At 73.9% G+C, this 14,151-nt stretch carries 14 protein-coding genes; 7 read left to right on the top strand and 7 right to left on the bottom strand.

What is annotated here, in order from left to right; translation table 11 throughout:
• Positions 1 to 187: 187 nt before the first annotated feature.
• The 3 genes from O7598_RS04110 (at position 188) to O7598_RS04100 (ending at position 3,005) form a co-directional block, all read left to right on the top strand.
• Positions 188 to 355 carry a DUF5679 domain-containing protein gene (locus tag O7598_RS04110; RefSeq protein ID WP_007464795.1) on the top strand — a complete coding sequence of 56 codons (168 nt, stop codon included), beginning with the start codon at positions 188 to 190 and terminating at the stop codon, positions 353 to 355.
• 180 nt (positions 356 to 535) lie between these two features.
• Complete coding sequence (locus tag O7598_RS04105; protein ID WP_269690083.1) at positions 536 to 1,648, top strand: TOMM precursor leader peptide-binding protein; 1,113 nt, start codon at positions 536 to 538, stop codon at positions 1,646 to 1,648.
• A 10-nt stretch (positions 1,649 to 1,658) separates the two neighbouring features.
• The gene (locus tag O7598_RS04100; RefSeq protein WP_269690082.1) at positions 1,659 to 3,005 is read left to right on the top strand and encodes an ABC1 kinase family protein; all 1,347 of its coding nucleotides are present in this window, start codon (positions 1,659 to 1,661) and stop codon (positions 3,003 to 3,005) included.
• A 309-nt stretch (positions 3,006 to 3,314) separates the two neighbouring features.
• Here the strand turns inward: O7598_RS04100 and O7598_RS04095 are convergent, their stop codons facing one another.
• The 3 genes from O7598_RS04095 to O7598_RS04085 all read right to left on the bottom strand — a co-directional run bounded on the left by O7598_RS04095 (position 3,315) and on the right by O7598_RS04085 (position 6,355).
• Entirely contained in the window at positions 3,315 to 3,680 is a 366-nt protein-coding gene (locus O7598_RS04095; RefSeq protein WP_073828771.1) for a WhiB family transcriptional regulator, read from the bottom strand.
• Between the two features lie 132 nt (positions 3,681 to 3,812).
• Positions 3,813 to 4,067: a hypothetical protein gene (locus tag O7598_RS04090; RefSeq protein ID WP_269690081.1), complete on the bottom strand. Its 255-nt coding sequence runs from the start codon at positions 4,065 to 4,067 to the stop codon at positions 3,813 to 3,815.
• Between the two features lie 92 nt (positions 4,068 to 4,159).
• Positions 4,160 to 6,355: an ATP-dependent DNA helicase UvrD2 gene (locus O7598_RS04085; RefSeq protein WP_269690080.1), complete on the bottom strand. Its 2,196-nt coding sequence runs from the start codon at positions 6,353 to 6,355 to the stop codon at positions 4,160 to 4,162.
• A 90-nt stretch (positions 6,356 to 6,445) separates the two neighbouring features.
• On the opposite strand from O7598_RS04085, the gene O7598_RS04080 reads away from it, so the two are divergent.
• On the top strand, positions 6,446 to 6,688 hold the full coding sequence (locus tag O7598_RS04080) for a mycoredoxin (RefSeq protein ID WP_091068606.1): 243 nt from the start codon (positions 6,446 to 6,448) through the stop codon (positions 6,686 to 6,688).
• Between the two features lie 59 nt (positions 6,689 to 6,747).
• Here the strand turns inward: O7598_RS04080 and O7598_RS04075 are convergent, their stop codons facing one another.
• Positions 6,748 to 8,013: an MFS transporter gene (locus O7598_RS04075; RefSeq protein ID WP_269690079.1), complete on the bottom strand. Its 1,266-nt coding sequence runs from the start codon at positions 8,011 to 8,013 to the stop codon at positions 6,748 to 6,750.
• A 202-nt stretch (positions 8,014 to 8,215) separates the two neighbouring features.
• Between O7598_RS04075 and O7598_RS04070 the strand changes: the two genes are divergently transcribed.
• The 3 genes from O7598_RS04070 (at position 8,216) to O7598_RS04060 (ending at position 9,963) form a co-directional block, all read left to right on the top strand.
• The gene (locus tag O7598_RS04070) at positions 8,216 to 9,187 is read left to right on the top strand and encodes a helix-turn-helix domain-containing protein (protein ID WP_091068602.1); all 972 of its coding nucleotides are present in this window, start codon (positions 8,216 to 8,218) and stop codon (positions 9,185 to 9,187) included.
• A 71-nt stretch (positions 9,188 to 9,258) separates the two neighbouring features.
• Positions 9,259 to 9,498 (top strand): DUF397 domain-containing protein, encoded by a 240-nt coding sequence (locus O7598_RS04065; RefSeq protein WP_091068599.1) that lies wholly within the window; start codon positions 9,259 to 9,261, stop codon positions 9,496 to 9,498.
• 198 nt (positions 9,499 to 9,696) lie between these two features.
• The gene (locus tag O7598_RS04060; RefSeq protein WP_269690078.1) at positions 9,697 to 9,963 is read left to right on the top strand and encodes a hypothetical protein; all 267 of its coding nucleotides are present in this window, start codon (positions 9,697 to 9,699) and stop codon (positions 9,961 to 9,963) included.
• A gap of 440 nt (positions 9,964 to 10,403) precedes the next feature.
• On the opposite strand, the gene nudC is transcribed toward O7598_RS04060, so the two are convergent.
• From nudC to O7598_RS04045, 3 genes are read right to left on the bottom strand one after another with little or no spacing between them, the layout of a single operon-like run.
• Positions 10,404 to 11,399 (bottom strand): NAD(+) diphosphatase, encoded by a 996-nt coding sequence (gene nudC, locus O7598_RS04055; protein WP_442929795.1) that lies wholly within the window; start codon positions 11,397 to 11,399, stop codon positions 10,404 to 10,406.
• Positions 11,396 to 12,733: a M16 family metallopeptidase gene (locus O7598_RS04050; RefSeq protein WP_269690077.1), complete on the bottom strand. Its 1,338-nt coding sequence runs from the start codon at positions 12,731 to 12,733 to the stop codon at positions 11,396 to 11,398. Before O7598_RS04050 ends, nudC begins: the two co-directional genes overlap by 4 nt.
• Positions 12,730 to 14,040 (bottom strand): M16 family metallopeptidase, encoded by a 1,311-nt coding sequence (locus O7598_RS04045; RefSeq protein WP_269690076.1) that lies wholly within the window; start codon positions 14,038 to 14,040, stop codon positions 12,730 to 12,732. Before O7598_RS04045 ends, O7598_RS04050 begins: the two co-directional genes overlap by 4 nt.
• Positions 14,041 to 14,151: the final 111 nt, after the last annotated feature.

Genomic DNA, 14,151 nt, shown 5'->3' with positions numbered 1-14,151 from the left:
CACTCTCGTCGTCGACTTGCTCACAGAGTCGGCGTGCAGCTGACATGGAACCGCCCAGACCTGGGTAGGGTCCGCCAACCAGCGGTCAGGAGACTGATCGCGGAGAACCCCCGGCGCCGGCGCCACGCGTGGCCCGCCGCAGGGAGACCCGCCGGGCACCTCCGGCGGACGAGACGAGGAGGCTACCGTGGCCGACCAGGCCCAGACCTACAACGGTTACTGCGTCAAGTGCAAGGAGAAGCGGGACTTCGAGGGGCACGTGGAGGTCTCGAAGACCGGCATGAACATGGCCAAGGGCAAGTGCCCGGTGTGCGGTACAACAGTGAACCGCATCCTGGGCAAGGCCAAGGTCTGACCCGACCGGTTCGTTCGGGGGAGGGGTGGCCGCCGGCCGCCCCTCCCCCGTCGGCGATCCGACATGGTTACCGACCGGTTGTGGAAAACCGGCGAGGTCCTGTGGACAAGGCTGGCCATGGCGCGCCGCGCCTGTGGACAACGAACGACGGAGCGCGCGGACACGGTCACCATTCGTGGTGTGACCCAGCCGACGCCACTCATCCGCCCCACCCTGCTGCCCGGGCTGACCCGCCTCTGGCGTGACCGGCGCACCCTCCAGCTCGGCGTGGAGCCCGGCCCGGCGGTGCTGGTCGAGGTCTCCACCCCCGGCACCACGTATCTGCTCGACCTGCTCGACGGCACCCGCAGCGAGCGGGCCGTGCTGGCCGCCGCCATCGCCGCCCGGGTCCCGCCGGCCGAGGCCCGCGCCCTGCTCGACGCGCTCCGCGCCGCCGGTCTGGTCGTACCGGCGCAGACGCTGCTCCCCCGCGACCTCGCCGGACCGCTGCGGACCCGGCTGGTCGCGGAGGCCGATGCCCTGGCTCTGGTCGCACCCCACCTGCCCGGCACGCCGGCCCGGCTGCTGCGCCGCCGGCGGGCCGCCCGGGTGCTGGTCACCGGCTCGGGCCGGCTCGGTGCGACGGTGGCGGTCGCGCTGGCCCAGGCCGGGATCGGGCACGTCGTACCCGATCTGTCCGGTCCGGTCCGCGCCGGCGACCTGGTCGGCACCGGCCTGCCCGACGAGGAGCTGGGCCGGCCGCTGGCCACGGCGGTGCGCGCGGCGCTGGGCCGGTGCGCGCCGGGCACCGCCACCGGCCCGCTGCGGAACGCCCGGCCGGACCTGGTGGTGCAGCTCGGCGTCGGCCGCCCGGCGGAGCTGCTCGCCGCCGGCTACGCCCGCCGCCGACAACCCCACCTCCTGCTCGACCTGCGCGGCGGGGTGCCCGTGGTGGGGCCGCTGGTGCGTCCGCCCGCCGGCCCCTGCCTGCGCTGTATCGACCTGCACCGCGGCGACCGGGACCCGGCCTGGCCGGCGCTCGCCGCCCAGCTCGCGGCCGACGTCGGCGACCCGGCGTGCACGGCCACCACCCGGCTCGCCGCGGCGGCCCTCGCGGCGGCCGAGGCGCTGGCCCAGCTCGACGGCGGCACCCCGGAGACGCTCGGCTCGGCGGTCGAGGTCCGGGGCCCCGGTCGCTTCCGGCGCCGCCGGTGGTCCCCGCACCCCGCGTGCGGCTGCTGCGGGCGTCGCTCGATCCGGTCGGCCCCGCCCGCTCCCGGCCGCACGCCAGCAGCGGGCCCCTCGCGTCGGTAACAATGGTCGGGTGACCGACATCCCGCGGCGGGCCGTGTCCCGCACCGCCAAACTCGCCGCCCTGCCGCTCGGATTCGCCGGTCGAACCGTCCTCGGCATGGGCAAGCGGGTCACCGGGCTCGCGTCCGACGTCATCTCCGCCGAGATCCAGCAGCGCACGGCCGAGCAGTTGTTCAGCGTCCTCGGGCAGCTCAAGGGCGGGGCGATGAAGTTCGGCCAGGCCCTGTCGGTCTTCGAGGCCGCGCTGCCCGAGGAGGTCGCCGCGCCCTACCGGCAGGCGCTCACCAAGCTCCAGGAGGCCGCCCCGCCACTGCCCGTGGCGACCGTGCACAAGGTGCTCGCCGAGCAGCTCGGGCCGGACTGGCGGGACCGCTTCGTCTCCTTCGACGACGTCCCGGCCGCCGCGGCCAGCATCGGCCAGGTGCACCGGGCGGTCTGGCGCGACCCGGGGTACGGGCCGAACGGCGGCCCCCTCCACCGGGACGTGGCCGTGAAGATCCAGTACCCGGGGGCCGGTGACGCCCTGCTCGCCGACCTCAAGCAGCTCTCCCGCCTGGGCGGCATGTTCCGCGCCATCCAGCCGGGGCTGGACGTCAAGCCACTCCTGGCCGAGCTGCGCGAGCGGATCACCGAGGAGCTGGACTACGAGCTGGAGGCCGAGTCGCAGCGGGCGTTCGCCGCCGCGTACGCCGACGACCCGGACATCTTCATCCCGGAGGTGCTCGACGCCGCGCCCCGGGTGCTGATCACCGAGTGGGTCGAGGGCATCCCGCTGTCCGAGATCATCCGGGAGGGCACCGAGGAGCAGCGGAACGAGGCCGGGCGGCTGATGGCCGAGCTGCACCTCTCCGCGCCGGAGCGGGCCGGGCTGCTGCACGCCGACCCGCACCCGGGCAACTTCCGGCTCCTCCCGGACGGCCGACTCGGTGTGATCGACTTCGGCGCGGTGGCCCGGATGCCGGAGGGCACGCCGGAGCCGATCGGCCGGATCGCCGCGCTCGCGCTGCGCGGCGACGCCGACGGGGTGGTGGACGGGCTGCGCGACGAGGGCTTCGTCGGGCGGAACGAGCCGATCGACGCTCCCGCGGTCCTCGACTTCCTCCGGCCGATGCTGGAGCCGATCGCGGCCGACGAGTTCCGCTTCACCCGGGCCTGGCTGCGGGCCGAGGCGGCCCGGCTGGCCAGTCCCCGCTCGGCGGCCTACCAGCTCAGCCGGCAACTCAACCTGCCGCCGTCCTACCTGATGATCCACCGGGTGACGCTGGGTTCGATCGGGGTGCTCTGCCAGTTGGAGGCGAAGGCGTCCTACCGGGCGATCCTGGAACGCTGGCTGCCCGGCTTCGCCCCGGTGGCCTGAGCGCGGAGCACGCCGAAGGGGCGGCGACCATTCGGTCACCGCCCCTTCCTCAGTTGGTCGATCTACAGAACGCCCAGGTCGCGGGCCGACTGGCCACGACCCCGCATGGCGACGGTACGGGCGGAACGGGTTGCCTCAGTGCTCGTGGTGGTGCGACCGGCCTGAGGCCGGGGCATTCGAGCCCTCGACAACGCTTCGTGGAGTAGTTGCATCTCGGTTCCGTTCGGCAGGTGCAGCATGGGTTTCTCTTTCAGGTCGGCCGGTGGAGGGACACCGGCATCGGTCGGTCGGTCGTGGAACGCAGGTTTGTCAGGCTGCCAGCCGGACGGCGCTACGCGACTCGGACAGCCCGCTGGCCGCCAGTCGCGCCTCCGCCTCAACCCGGAGCTGGGCGTCACGGGCGAGGTCCTCCTTGCGCGGACGGCCACGGGGCCGCTTGCGCGGGACGACCGCGCCACGCTCGAAGATCTCGCCGCCCCAGACGCCCCAGGGCTCGGCCCGCTCCACCGCCCCGGCCAGGCACTCGACGCGCAGCGGGCAGTCCCCGCAGAGCGACTTGGCCAGCTCGAGCTCGGCGGGCGAGTCGGAGAACCACAGGTCGGGGTCGAACTTCCGGCAGGGCAGGTTCGCCTCCACCTCGACGCTCACGTCGAGTGGGGCCAACGCCAGACTCATCCTCCGGTCACCTCTCTCTCACTTCGATCTCGTGGATCGCATTTCCGACGTACGGCGGCGGTACAAAAAACTGAGGCCGCGGATCCCGGTGAGCGGGTTCCGCGGCCTCGAGGTGAGCCGGTGGTCTGTGGATCAGACCGGTCTACCTCGAGGTGGAACGCCGCGGACATCAGTGCGCTTCTTGGCGCCGCCGATGCCCATGCCCGTGAAGCCACTGGTCCCCTCGACTCCGTTGATCGGTGCAACGGTCAGGTTCAGCTCGGCCTGAGCCTGGACCTGGTGCACCTGCGGAGCCGACGGTCGAGCGGCAAGGGCCAGCCGGACGGACGACAGGGGAACGCCGGCAGCTGGCATGGCCGCCGGACGCTCGTAGATGTAAATCTCCATTGGTGCCACCTCCCTGACCTTCCTCGTGCCGACCATGGACTCATCCCCCGTGAGCAGCCAGAACAGCGCTGCTCGTGAGGTGTGTCCTGAGGCTATTCCTCGCCCGCGGGGGAGGGCAAACGATTTACGGCTAGATTTTGAAACTTTTCTGCGGGCAGAACCTGGTCCACCGTGGCGCCGGCCACGAGGGCCAGCACCGGCTCGCCGTAGAGCCCCACCTTCCGGGGCCCGATCCCGGCGATCGCCACCAGATCCTCGACGCGTCCCGGCTTCCGCTCCGCCAGCGCGGTGAGCGTGGCGTCGGTGAAGACCACGTACGCCGGCACCTTCTGCGCGCCGGCCACCCGCTGCCGCCACTCGCGCAGTCGTTCGTACAGCTCCTCGTCGAGGTCCGACGGGCAGGTCGGGCAGCGGCCGAGCTTCCGGTCCGCGCCGGCGAGCAGCGTGGCGCCGCAGATCCGGCAGGAGACCACCTGCGGTCGTCGCCGTTCGGCCCGCCGGGCCGGGCCCACGCCGCCGGCCCGCTCGCCGCCGCCGGAGCGGTCCAGCTGGGGCAGGAAGCGGGATGGCCGCCGGGCCCGCCCGCCGGGCGAGCGCGCCGCCGCGTACGACAGCCAGAGCCACTCCCGGGCCCGGGTGATCCCGACGTAGAGCAGCCGCCGCTCCTCCTCGACCTGCTCCGGCGTCTTCGCGTACGAGGTGGGCATCGTGCCCTCGGCCAGCCCGACCAGGAACACCGCGTCCCACTCCAGGCCCTTGGCCGAGTGCAGCGACGCCAGCGTCACTCCCTCCACGGTGGGCACGTGCTGTTGGGCGGCCCGCCGGGCCAGTTCCTCGGTGAAGCCGCTCAGCGTCACCGGCCGCTCGACCGCGGCGGCCTCCCCGATCGGCACCACCTCGGGGGTCGCCGCGTACTCCTCGGCGAGCTGGACCAGCGCGGCGAGCGCCTCCCAGCGTTCCCGGGCGGCGCCGCCGGCCGGGGGGGCGTCCGGCGCCCAGCCGACCGCGGTGAGCCCTTCCACCACGGCCGCCCTCAGCGGTGTCTCGCCGGGGACCGACCGGGTGGCGGCGCGCAGCGCGATCATCGCCTGGCGCACCTCGGGCCGCTCGAAGAACCGCTCCGCGCCCTGGAGCACGTACGGCACCTCCGCCTCGGAGAGCGCCTTCTCGTACGCCTCGGACTGCGCGTTGGTGCGGAACAGCACCGCGATCTCGCGCGCCGGGGTGCCGCCGGCCACCAGCGCCCGGCAGCGGGCGGCGACGGCGTTGGCCTCGGCCGGCTCGTCGGTGAAGATCCGCAGCTCCGGCTCGGGGCCGGGTCGGCGCTGGCCGTGCAGCTCCAGCCGCAGCCGCGCCTCGGCGCCCCGGGCCGCCGAGATCACCGCGTTGGCCAGGCCGACCACCTGCGGGGTGGAACGGTAGTCGCGGACCAGCCGGACCACCGTCGCGCCGCGGTGCTGCCGCGGGAAGTCGACCAGATAGGACGAGGTCGCGCCGGTGAACGAGTAGATGGTCTGACTGGCGTCGCCGACCACGGTGAGGTCGTCCCGCCCGCCGAGCCAGACGTCCAGCAGCCGCTGCTGGAGCGGGTTGACGTCCTGGTACTCGTCGACGACGAAGTGCCGGTACTGGTTGCGCACCTGCTCGGCCACGTCCGGGTGCTCCTCGATCCCCCACACCGCGGCGCGCAGCATGTCCTCGAAGTCGATCACCCCGTTGCCGCGCTTGAGCCGCTCGTACGCGGTGAACACCTCGGCCACCCGGGCCGGCTCGTACGGCGTCTCGCGCAACGCCTTGGCCGCGGCCACCGGGTATTCGTCCGGCTCGACCAGGGAGGACTTGGCCCACTCGATCTCGGCGGCGAGGTCCCGGGCGGCGGCCCGGTCGGTGCGTAGGCCGACCTTGGCGGCGGCCAGCGTGACCACCCGCACCTTGCTGTCCAGCAGCTCCGGCATGGCCCGCCCGGCCAGCAGCCGGGGAGCGAAGTAGCGGACCTGGCGCAGCGCCGCGGCATGGAACGTGCGCGCCTGCACACCCTGCACCCCGAGCACGGTGAGTCGGCTCCGCATCTCGGCCGCGGCGCGGGCGGTGAACGTGACCGCCAACACGTGCCGGGCGGCGATGTCGCCGCTCAGCGCCCGGTAGGCGATCCGTGCGGTCACCGCCCGGGTCTTGCCCGTGCCGGCGCCGGCCAGGATGCAGACCGGGCCGGCCGGGGCGGTGACCGCGGACCGCTGCTCCGGATCCAGCCCGGTCAGCACCCGTTGCGCCGCTGAGTGAACCCCCACAGCAGGGAATCATCCCAGCCCCGTCCGACGTTGCAGCGGTTAGCCTGGCCTGATCGGACCGGGCGCGAGCCACCCTTGGAGGACCAGACCATGCTGACGATGTATTCCACCCCGTGGTGCGGCTACTGCCACCGGCTGAAGTCGCAGCTCGACCGGGAGGGCATCGCGTACGAGGTGGTCGACATCGAGCAGGACACCGCGGCCGCGGAGTTCGTGATGGGTGTCAACGGCGGCAACCAGACGGTGCCGACGCTGCGCTTCGCCGACGGCAGCGCGCTCACCAACCCCTCGATCAACCAGGTGAAGCAGCACCTCGCCGCGCTCCCCGGCTGACCGACCGCACCTGCCGAGCGGCCGTACCCCCGTCGGGGGTGCGGCCGCTCGTCGTCGGCTCACCGCGTGCGGCGCCGGTGGGTGGTGGCGAGCATCTCGTCGTCGAGCGGCCGGCGAGGGCCGGGGACGCGGGCCGGGCCGGCCCCCGGCGGGGTCAGCCCACGGCCCCGCCAGAGATAGAGGCCGGCGGCCGTGGTGATCGCGCCGACCAGCACGAACAGCAACCGGTAGTCGAACACTCCGACGAGCAGCGCGCCGGTGCCGATGGAGACCGCCTGCGGGCCGCTGATCAGCGCCTTCGACGCGGCGGTGACCCGACCCAGCAGCCCGGGCGGCGTCCGGCGCTGGACCAGCGTGTGCAACCCCACCATGGTCAGCGGCAGCGAGACGCCGGCCAGCAGCAGCGCGACCACCCCGAGCCAGAGCCGGGGGTACGCCAGCGCCACCATGGCCGGGCCGAAGAACGTCACCCCGGCGGCCAGCGCGCCCAGCTCACCGAGCCGGCGGACCACGGCGGCGGAGAGCAGGCCGCCGATCAGGCCACCGACGCCCTGCACCATGACCAGCACGCCGACGAACGCGGCGTCGCGGTGCAGCCCCAGATCGACGTACGCGAAGATCAGTGACTCGCTGAAGCCCATCACCAGCGAGCCGAGCCCGTAGCCGACCAGCGCCCGGCGCAGCGCCGCCTGGCGGGCCAGGTGGCGCAGCCCGGCGCCCACCCCGGCAGCCCAGTGGCGTTCGGGCGCCGGCGGCCCGTCCTCGTCCGCCCGGAGCAGGGCGACCACCGCGGCGGCGGCGAGGAACCCGCCCATCGCCACGGACGCCAGCAGCCAGCCGCCGACGGCGGCGTAGATGGCGGCCCCGGCGAGCGGCCCGACCAGCCGCAGCCCCTGACGGACGGTCTGCAGCGCCCCGTTCGCGTCGGCCAGCAGGTCGGCCGGGACCAGGTTGCGGATCAGCCCGTTGAGCACGGCGGTCACCGTGATCGAGGAGAGGCCGTAGAGCGCCGCCACCAGGTAGATGACCCAGACGTCGGACCGGTCCCGCACGGTGAGCAGCGGACCGAGCAGCACGGCGGCGACCAGGTTGGCGGCGATGAAGAAGGGTCGGCGGCGGTAGCGGTCGACCACCCAGCCCACCAGCGGGGCGAACGCCATCGGCGCGATGACGGCGAAGACGGTCGCCCCGGCCATGCTGTCCGAGCCGGTCAGGTCTTTGACCCAGACGGCCAGGGCGAGCAGCAGGATCGACTCCGCCGCCATGCTCGCCACCATCGCGGCGAAGAGCAGGCGGAAGTCGGGGCGGCGCAGGACGGTGCGCATCGGTTCCCTCCGGCAGGGTGCGCCCGCGGGCGCGTCGGGGGCGGGCGCCGGATGAAGGCGCTCTCCACAGTCCTCTTTTTGTCTCGTGACACGCCCTCGCCGGACCCGCCGACACCGGTCGCGCCGTCCATACTGGCCGTGGGGGGCGAATTCCATACAGTTACCGTCGCGTCTTGCGACGGTCGACGGGAAAGAGGACGCCGTGCCTCCTGCCGCACCAGGCCCGTTTCTGCGTCGTCGCCGCCTCGGCACCGAGCTGCGTCGGCTGCGCGAACAGGCCGGTCTGACCGGTGACCAGGTCATCGAGCGGATCGGTTGGGCCTCCGCATCCAAGCTGTCCCGGTTGGAGAACGGCCGCAGCCGCCCCGACCCGGACGACGTCGACGTGCTGCTGACGCTCTACGGCGCCGACGAGGAGCTGCGCGCGGAGCTGACCGGGATCACCCACGAGGCCGGCGACATGCGGGGCTGGCTGCGCAACTTCCCGGTGATGACCCAGCAGCAGCGCGCCTTCGCCGAGCTGGAGGCGGGTTGCGCGGAGATCTCCGAGTACAACCCGGTGCTGGTGCCGGGGCTGTTGCAGACGCCCGGGTACGCCCGGCACCGGATCCTCTCCGCGGCCCGGGTGGCCGAGGAGGCCGGCGACCCGGACCCGGAGGCCCCGGAGACCGAGGTGGCCGCCCGGCAGGCGCGCCAGTCGCTGCTGACCCACGTGCCCCGATACACCGCGGTGCTGGAGGAGGCCGCGCTCGGCCGCCGGGCCGGGCCGCCGGAGGTGCTGCACGAGCAGCTCGTCCACCTGTGCGAACTGGCCCTGCTGCCGAACGTGGAGCTGCGGTTGCTGCTGCGGGACACGCGGGTGGGTGACTGGTACCTTCCGCCGACCGCCTTCTCGGTCTATCGGTTCGCCGATCCCCTCGATCCGGAGACGTTGGCGATCGAAAGTGGGTTCACCGACGTCATGTCGACCGAGGTGAACACCCTAAATCGCTATAAAGTGGTGTACGAGTGGCTATGCTCGTCGGCACTCTCCGCATCGGACACCCTCTCCTGGTTGATCGAAGCGACGGGACGGCTGACCGGCACGGCAGTCGAGTCCACCGGGGCGCACGGGCCGGCAACGGCGCCGACCCAGCGCCGCCGTGACTCGGGGCGTCTCACGACGGAACGGTGATCCCCGGCGGACACCGTCCGGCGCCGGCGTCGCTCGTTCCCATCGGAGCACCTCATCAGGAGCAGGACACCATGAACGAGATCCGCCACAGCACGACCGCCCGCTCGGGGCGCCTCGCCGGCGCCGCCTGGCGCAAGAGCACCCGTAGCCAGACCTCGAACTGCGTCGAGGTCGCACCGCTCGGCACCGGGCCGGCGACCATGGCACTGCGCGACAGCAAGGACCCGAGCGGGCCGGTGCTGCTGTTCAACCGGGCCGGCTGGCTCGGCTTCATCGCCGGAGCGAAGAACGGCCAGTTCGACCTGAACTGATCCGGCGAGTGCCCGGGGGCCGTCGGCGTCATGCCGGCGGCCCCTCGCACGTCCACCCTCGACAACCGTGCTGACCTGGGGTCCCCCGAACGGTCGAGCCGGCCGGTTTCACTTGCTGGGACGACGGGCGAGCGTACGATGACGCGTGGAGTGACGTGGAAGTTCCACCGCGCATCCGTCCGTCTCCCGGGGGACACCATGCGGTTCCTGATCGTCCGCACCGAGATCCGTAACGCCGCCGACGCCGACATCGCCGCCGCCTGGGCCGACGGGGGGCGACTGCGGGACGAGACCCGCGCCCCGGAGCCCCGCCGCCAGGTCGTCCACGCCGAGGACCGGGACGCCGCACTCCTGCTCGCCCGGGCGCTGTCCGCCGTCGGCGCGGTACGCGCCGGCCGCCACCGGGTCAAGGTGCTGCCCATCGAGGAACCCGCCCCCGGCCGTCCGTACCGCTGGGACGGTTGACGACCGCCCACTGACGTCCGTCGTGGCCGGACCGGCTCCCCCGCCGCGCTCCACGCCTCACCCGGCCACGACGGCCCGTGTTCCCGGCCCGAGACCGCCGCGGCAACGACGGTCCGGGCCGGGACCGCGTTCCGCCCCACCCGACTCGCCCCACCACACCCCGGGCCGGCCCGCGCCACTGCACCCGAGCCGGCCCGCCCGCCGAGTCGAGCCGCTTCGCCCCCGAAGTTGCCACGGTCGGGTCAGGGTCAGCCGAGCCGGTACCCGAAGGCGGGCGGCCCCCGATCTTGGTACGAAAGTGCCCCCAGAGGGGCCATTTCGCACCAAGATCTCGGAGGGCCCCGCCAGACGAGCGGCAAGTCGGGCGAATCGCCTTCGGCCGAACCCGCCACTTCGGCGGAATGGAGGCGGGCGGCGCGGGAACGGCGGGCGGCGGAAGGTCAGCAGTGGCCGTCTAGCCAGCGGTGCACCAGGAAGAGCGCGATCGACGACGGCGGCGGCAGGAGCAGGCGGTCCCCGCCGTCCACCGGCACCGGCTCACCGGCCAGCGCCGCCCCGATCTCCCGCCGGCTGAACCACCGCGCGTGCGCGATCTCGGCCGGGTCGACCCGGATCTCCTCGTCGGCGTCGGCCCGGGCCAGGAAGCCGAGCATCAGCGAGCCCGGGAACGGCCAGGCCTGGCTCGACACGTACCCGATCTCCTCGACCGCGACGCCGACCTCCTCGCGGACCTCGCGCAGCACGGCGGCCTCGGCCGACTCGCCGGGCTCGACGTAGCCGGCCAGGCACGAGTAGCGGCGCACGCCGGGACTGCTCGGCCAGGCCGCGTTGTTGCCCAGCAGGCAGCGCCCCTCCGGGCCGTCCACCCCGTCGTGCACCAGCACGATCATCGCCGGGTCGGTGCGCGGCCAGGTCCGGTGACCGCCCGGGTCGATCCGGGACCAGCCGGCCTCGTCCACCCGGGTGGCCTGCCCGGTGGCCGCCGAGAAGCCGTGCCGCAGATGCCAGTTGAGCAGCGCCAACGCGGTGGTGAACAGGCCGGCGTCCCGGTCGGTCATCAGGTGGCCGACCTCGCGCAGGTGGGCCCGGCGGGCGTCCGGCACCGCCGGCAGCGGCCCGTCCACCGCGAAGACCGGAACCCCGTCCGGCTCCAGGCCGAGGAACATCGGCACCGAGCGCGGCACCTCGGGCAGCTCACCGGAGCCGACAAGCACCAGCGCCGGGGGCGCGCCCTCGCCGCGAACCAGGGTCCGACCCTCGTCGGTCGAGTCCAGCACCAGCACCCGGGCCTGCTCCCACGCCTCGGCCAGCCAGGCCGGGTCGGTACGCCGGTGGGCGGCCCGGTCCAGCGTGGACCGGGCCAGCGGCGGCGCCTGCTCTCCGGCGGAGCCGCCGTTCGCGACCGGTGCGGCCGGCGGACGCGGCTCGCCGCTCACGGGGACTCCGTACGCACCGGGGTGAGCGCCGCGAGCGAGTCGGCGACCCGGGCCGCGTCACCGAGCACCACGGTGACCGCCTGCGCCGGGGCGAGGTAGCGGGCGGCCGCCTCGGCGACGTCGTCAACGGTCGCGGCGGCCAGCCGGGCGGCGTGCTCGGTGAGGAAGTCCAGCCGCAGCCCGTTGCCGGCGTACGCGCTGGTCAGCGACGCCAGACCGGCCTGGGTGGACATGCCGAGCTGGAGCGTGCCGAGCGCGTACTGGCGGGCCTGCTCCAACTCCTCCGGCTTCACCGGCACGGTGGCCAGCCGGCCCAGCTCGTAGGTGGTCTCCAGCAGCGCCGCCGCGGTCACCTCGGTCGCCACCTCGGCGCCGGCGACCAGCACCGAGCCGGCCACCGAGTGCTCGACGAGCGAGTGCGGCCCGTACGTGTAGCCCTTGTCCTCGCGGATGTTCTCCACCCAGCGGGAGGAGAAGTAGCCACCGAAGATCAGGTTGGCCAGTTGCAGCGCCGCGTGGTCGGGGTGGGTGCGGGGCACCGCGGGCAGCGCCAGGCGCAGCGAGGACTGCACCGAGCCGGGCCGGTCGACCAGCAGCAGCGGCCCCGGCTCCAGCGGCGGGGCGGGCGGCAGCTCGGCGACGTGCCCGTCCCCCCGCCAGCCGGCGAGGGCCGCCTCGGCCGCGTCCAGCGCCTGCTCCGGTCGTACGTCGCCGACCAGCACCAGCACCGCGCCGGCCGGGTGCACCCGCTCGGCGTGCAGCCGGCGCAGTGCGGCCGGGCGGACCGCCCGGACCTGGTCCGGCTCGGGGGTCTGCACCGCGTACGGGTGCCGGCCGTAGACCCGCTTGAGCAGCGCCGTCCGGGCCAGGTGGGCGGGCTGGCTCTGGGCGACCTGGATGTGGTCGACCAGCCGGTCCCGCTCGGTCGCCACCCAGTCGCCCGGGTAGGTGGCACCGGTGAGCACCTCGGCGAGCAGCTCCAGCATCCGGTCCAGCCCGGTGACCAGGCCCGCGCCGGAGAGCATCAGCCGGTCCGGGTCGAGACCGGCGGAGAGCCCGCCGCCGACCTTCTGCAGCTCGGCGGCGATCTCGGTGGCGCTGTGCGCCTCGGTGCCGGCCAGCATGGTCTGCGCCAGCATCGCGCCGCGGGCCAGGTGGGTCCGCCCGAACGGCATCCAGAGCCGCAGCTCGAACAGGGGTACGGCGGGGCGGCGTACCGCGATCACGGTGAGGCCGTTGCCGAGCGTGCGCTCGGCCTGCTTCGGCACGGTCAGCCGCTTGTTGGGGCCCAGCGCCGGCAGCGGCCGGACGGTGGTGGTGGCATCGGCAGTCATCGGGCACCTCCGGCGACGACCTCGACGGACGCGCGGCGCTCGGGGCGCAGCGTGGCGGCGGCGGCGCGGACCTGGTCCTCGGTGACCGCGCCGACCAGCCGGGGCAGGTCGTTGAGCAGCCCCGGTTCGCCGCGTTGCTGTTCCAGCACCGCCATCCGCAGCGCCCGGCCGAGCACCGCGTCGGTGTCCCGCAGCAGGTGGGTGGCCATCCGGGCCTGGGTACGCGCCAGCTCACCGTCGACCAGCCCGTCGGTGGCCAGCCGGTCCAACTCCTCGTCGACAGTGCGCAGCACCTTGTCCACGTCGCCGCCGGGCGGCAGGTGCGCCTGGAGCAGCAGCGCGGTGGGGTCGCGCACGTCGAACGGGTCACCCATGAAGCCGAGGTAGCCGCCAACGCTGGTGACCGTGCGGTCCCGCTGCACCAGCCGCTCGACCAGCCGGGACGCGTCGCCGTCGGTGAGCACCTCGGCCAGCACCACGTAGGGCAGGTAGCCGGCGAAGTCGGTGATCGGGTCGGGCACCCGCCAGGCGCCCGCCACCGCCGGCAGCGGGGCCAGCGCGTCGGTGTACGTGCTGCGCCGCTCGTCGGTCAGGTCCGGCTCGGTGAAGTCGGGGCGCTCCGGGGCGGGGCGGGCGGGCACGTCGCCGAAGTGCCGTTCGATCAGCGCGGTCGCTTCGGCCACGTCGACGTCGCCGCTGACCGCGAGCACCGCGTTGCCGCTGGCGTAGTAGCGGCGGAAGAAGTCGGCGGCGTCGGCGACCGTGGCCGACTCCAGGTCGTCGAAGGAGCCGTAGCCGTCGTGCGCGTTGGGGAAGGTGTCGAACATCACCGGGGGCAGCGTCAGCCAGGGGAACCCGCCGTACGGCCGGTTGAGCACGTTGACCCGGATCTCCTCCTTGACCACGTCGACCTGGTTGCGCAGGTTCTCCTCGGTGAGCCGGGGGCCGCGCATCCGGTCGGCCTCGAGGAAGAGCGCCCGTTCCAGGGCGTTGCTCGGCAGCGTCTCGAAGTAGTCGGTGTAGTCCAGGTGGGTGGAGCCGTTGAAGGTGCCGCCGGCGCCCTGCACGTGCCGGAAGTGGGCCAGCTTCTCCAGGTTCTCCGAGCCCTGGAACATCAGGTGCTCGAAGAGGTGGGCGAAGCCGGTGCGGCCCTCCGGCTCGGAGCGGATGCCGACGTCGTAGACCACCGCCACCCCGATCACCGGGGCGCTGCGGTCGGGCGTGAGCACCACTCGCAGGCCGTTGTCGAGCGCGAACCGCTCGACCGGGTATTTCGTGGCGGGAATCCTGGCTCTCCGGGTCGGCACGCGATCGACACTAGCGCTTCCGTACCGGCCGCACCGGCGGTGTGCCGTGGCCGAACGGTGGACAGATGCGGGACGGGTCTTGACGCCGACCGCATCCTCCCCCACTCTTCC

It is taken from the genome of Micromonospora sp. WMMC241 (genome assembly GCF_027460165.1).
Lineage (GTDB): Bacteria > Actinomycetota > Actinomycetes > Mycobacteriales > Micromonosporaceae > Micromonospora > Micromonospora humi.
Note: the sequence above shows the minus strand (reverse complement) of the source record. Positions and strands in the feature narration are given on the sequence as shown.

Excerpts from the sequence above, each read along its gene's own strand:
- O7598_RS04090 (WP_269690081.1), bottom strand. The coding sequence starts at position 4,067 with ATGGAGATTTACATCTACGAGCGTCCGGCGGCCATGCCAGCTGCCGGC.
- O7598_RS04095 (WP_073828771.1), bottom strand. The coding sequence starts at position 3,680 with ATGAGTCTGGCGTTGGCCCCACTCGACGTGAGCGTCGAGGTGGAGGCG.
- O7598_RS04065 (WP_091068599.1), top strand. The coding sequence starts at position 9,259 with ATGAACGAGATCCGCCACAGCACGACCGCCCGCTCGGGGCGCCTCGCC.
- O7598_RS04080 (WP_091068606.1), top strand. The coding sequence starts at position 6,446 with ATGCTGACGATGTATTCCACCCCGTGGTGCGGCTACTGCCACCGGCTG.
- O7598_RS04075 (WP_269690079.1), bottom strand. The coding sequence starts at position 8,013 with ATGCGCACCGTCCTGCGCCGCCCCGACTTCCGCCTGCTCTTCGCCGCG.
- O7598_RS04060 (WP_269690078.1), top strand. The coding sequence starts at position 9,697 with ATGCGGTTCCTGATCGTCCGCACCGAGATCCGTAACGCCGCCGACGCC.
- O7598_RS04050 (WP_269690077.1), bottom strand. The coding sequence starts at position 12,733 with ATGACTGCCGATGCCACCACCACCGTCCGGCCGCTGCCGGCGCTGGGC.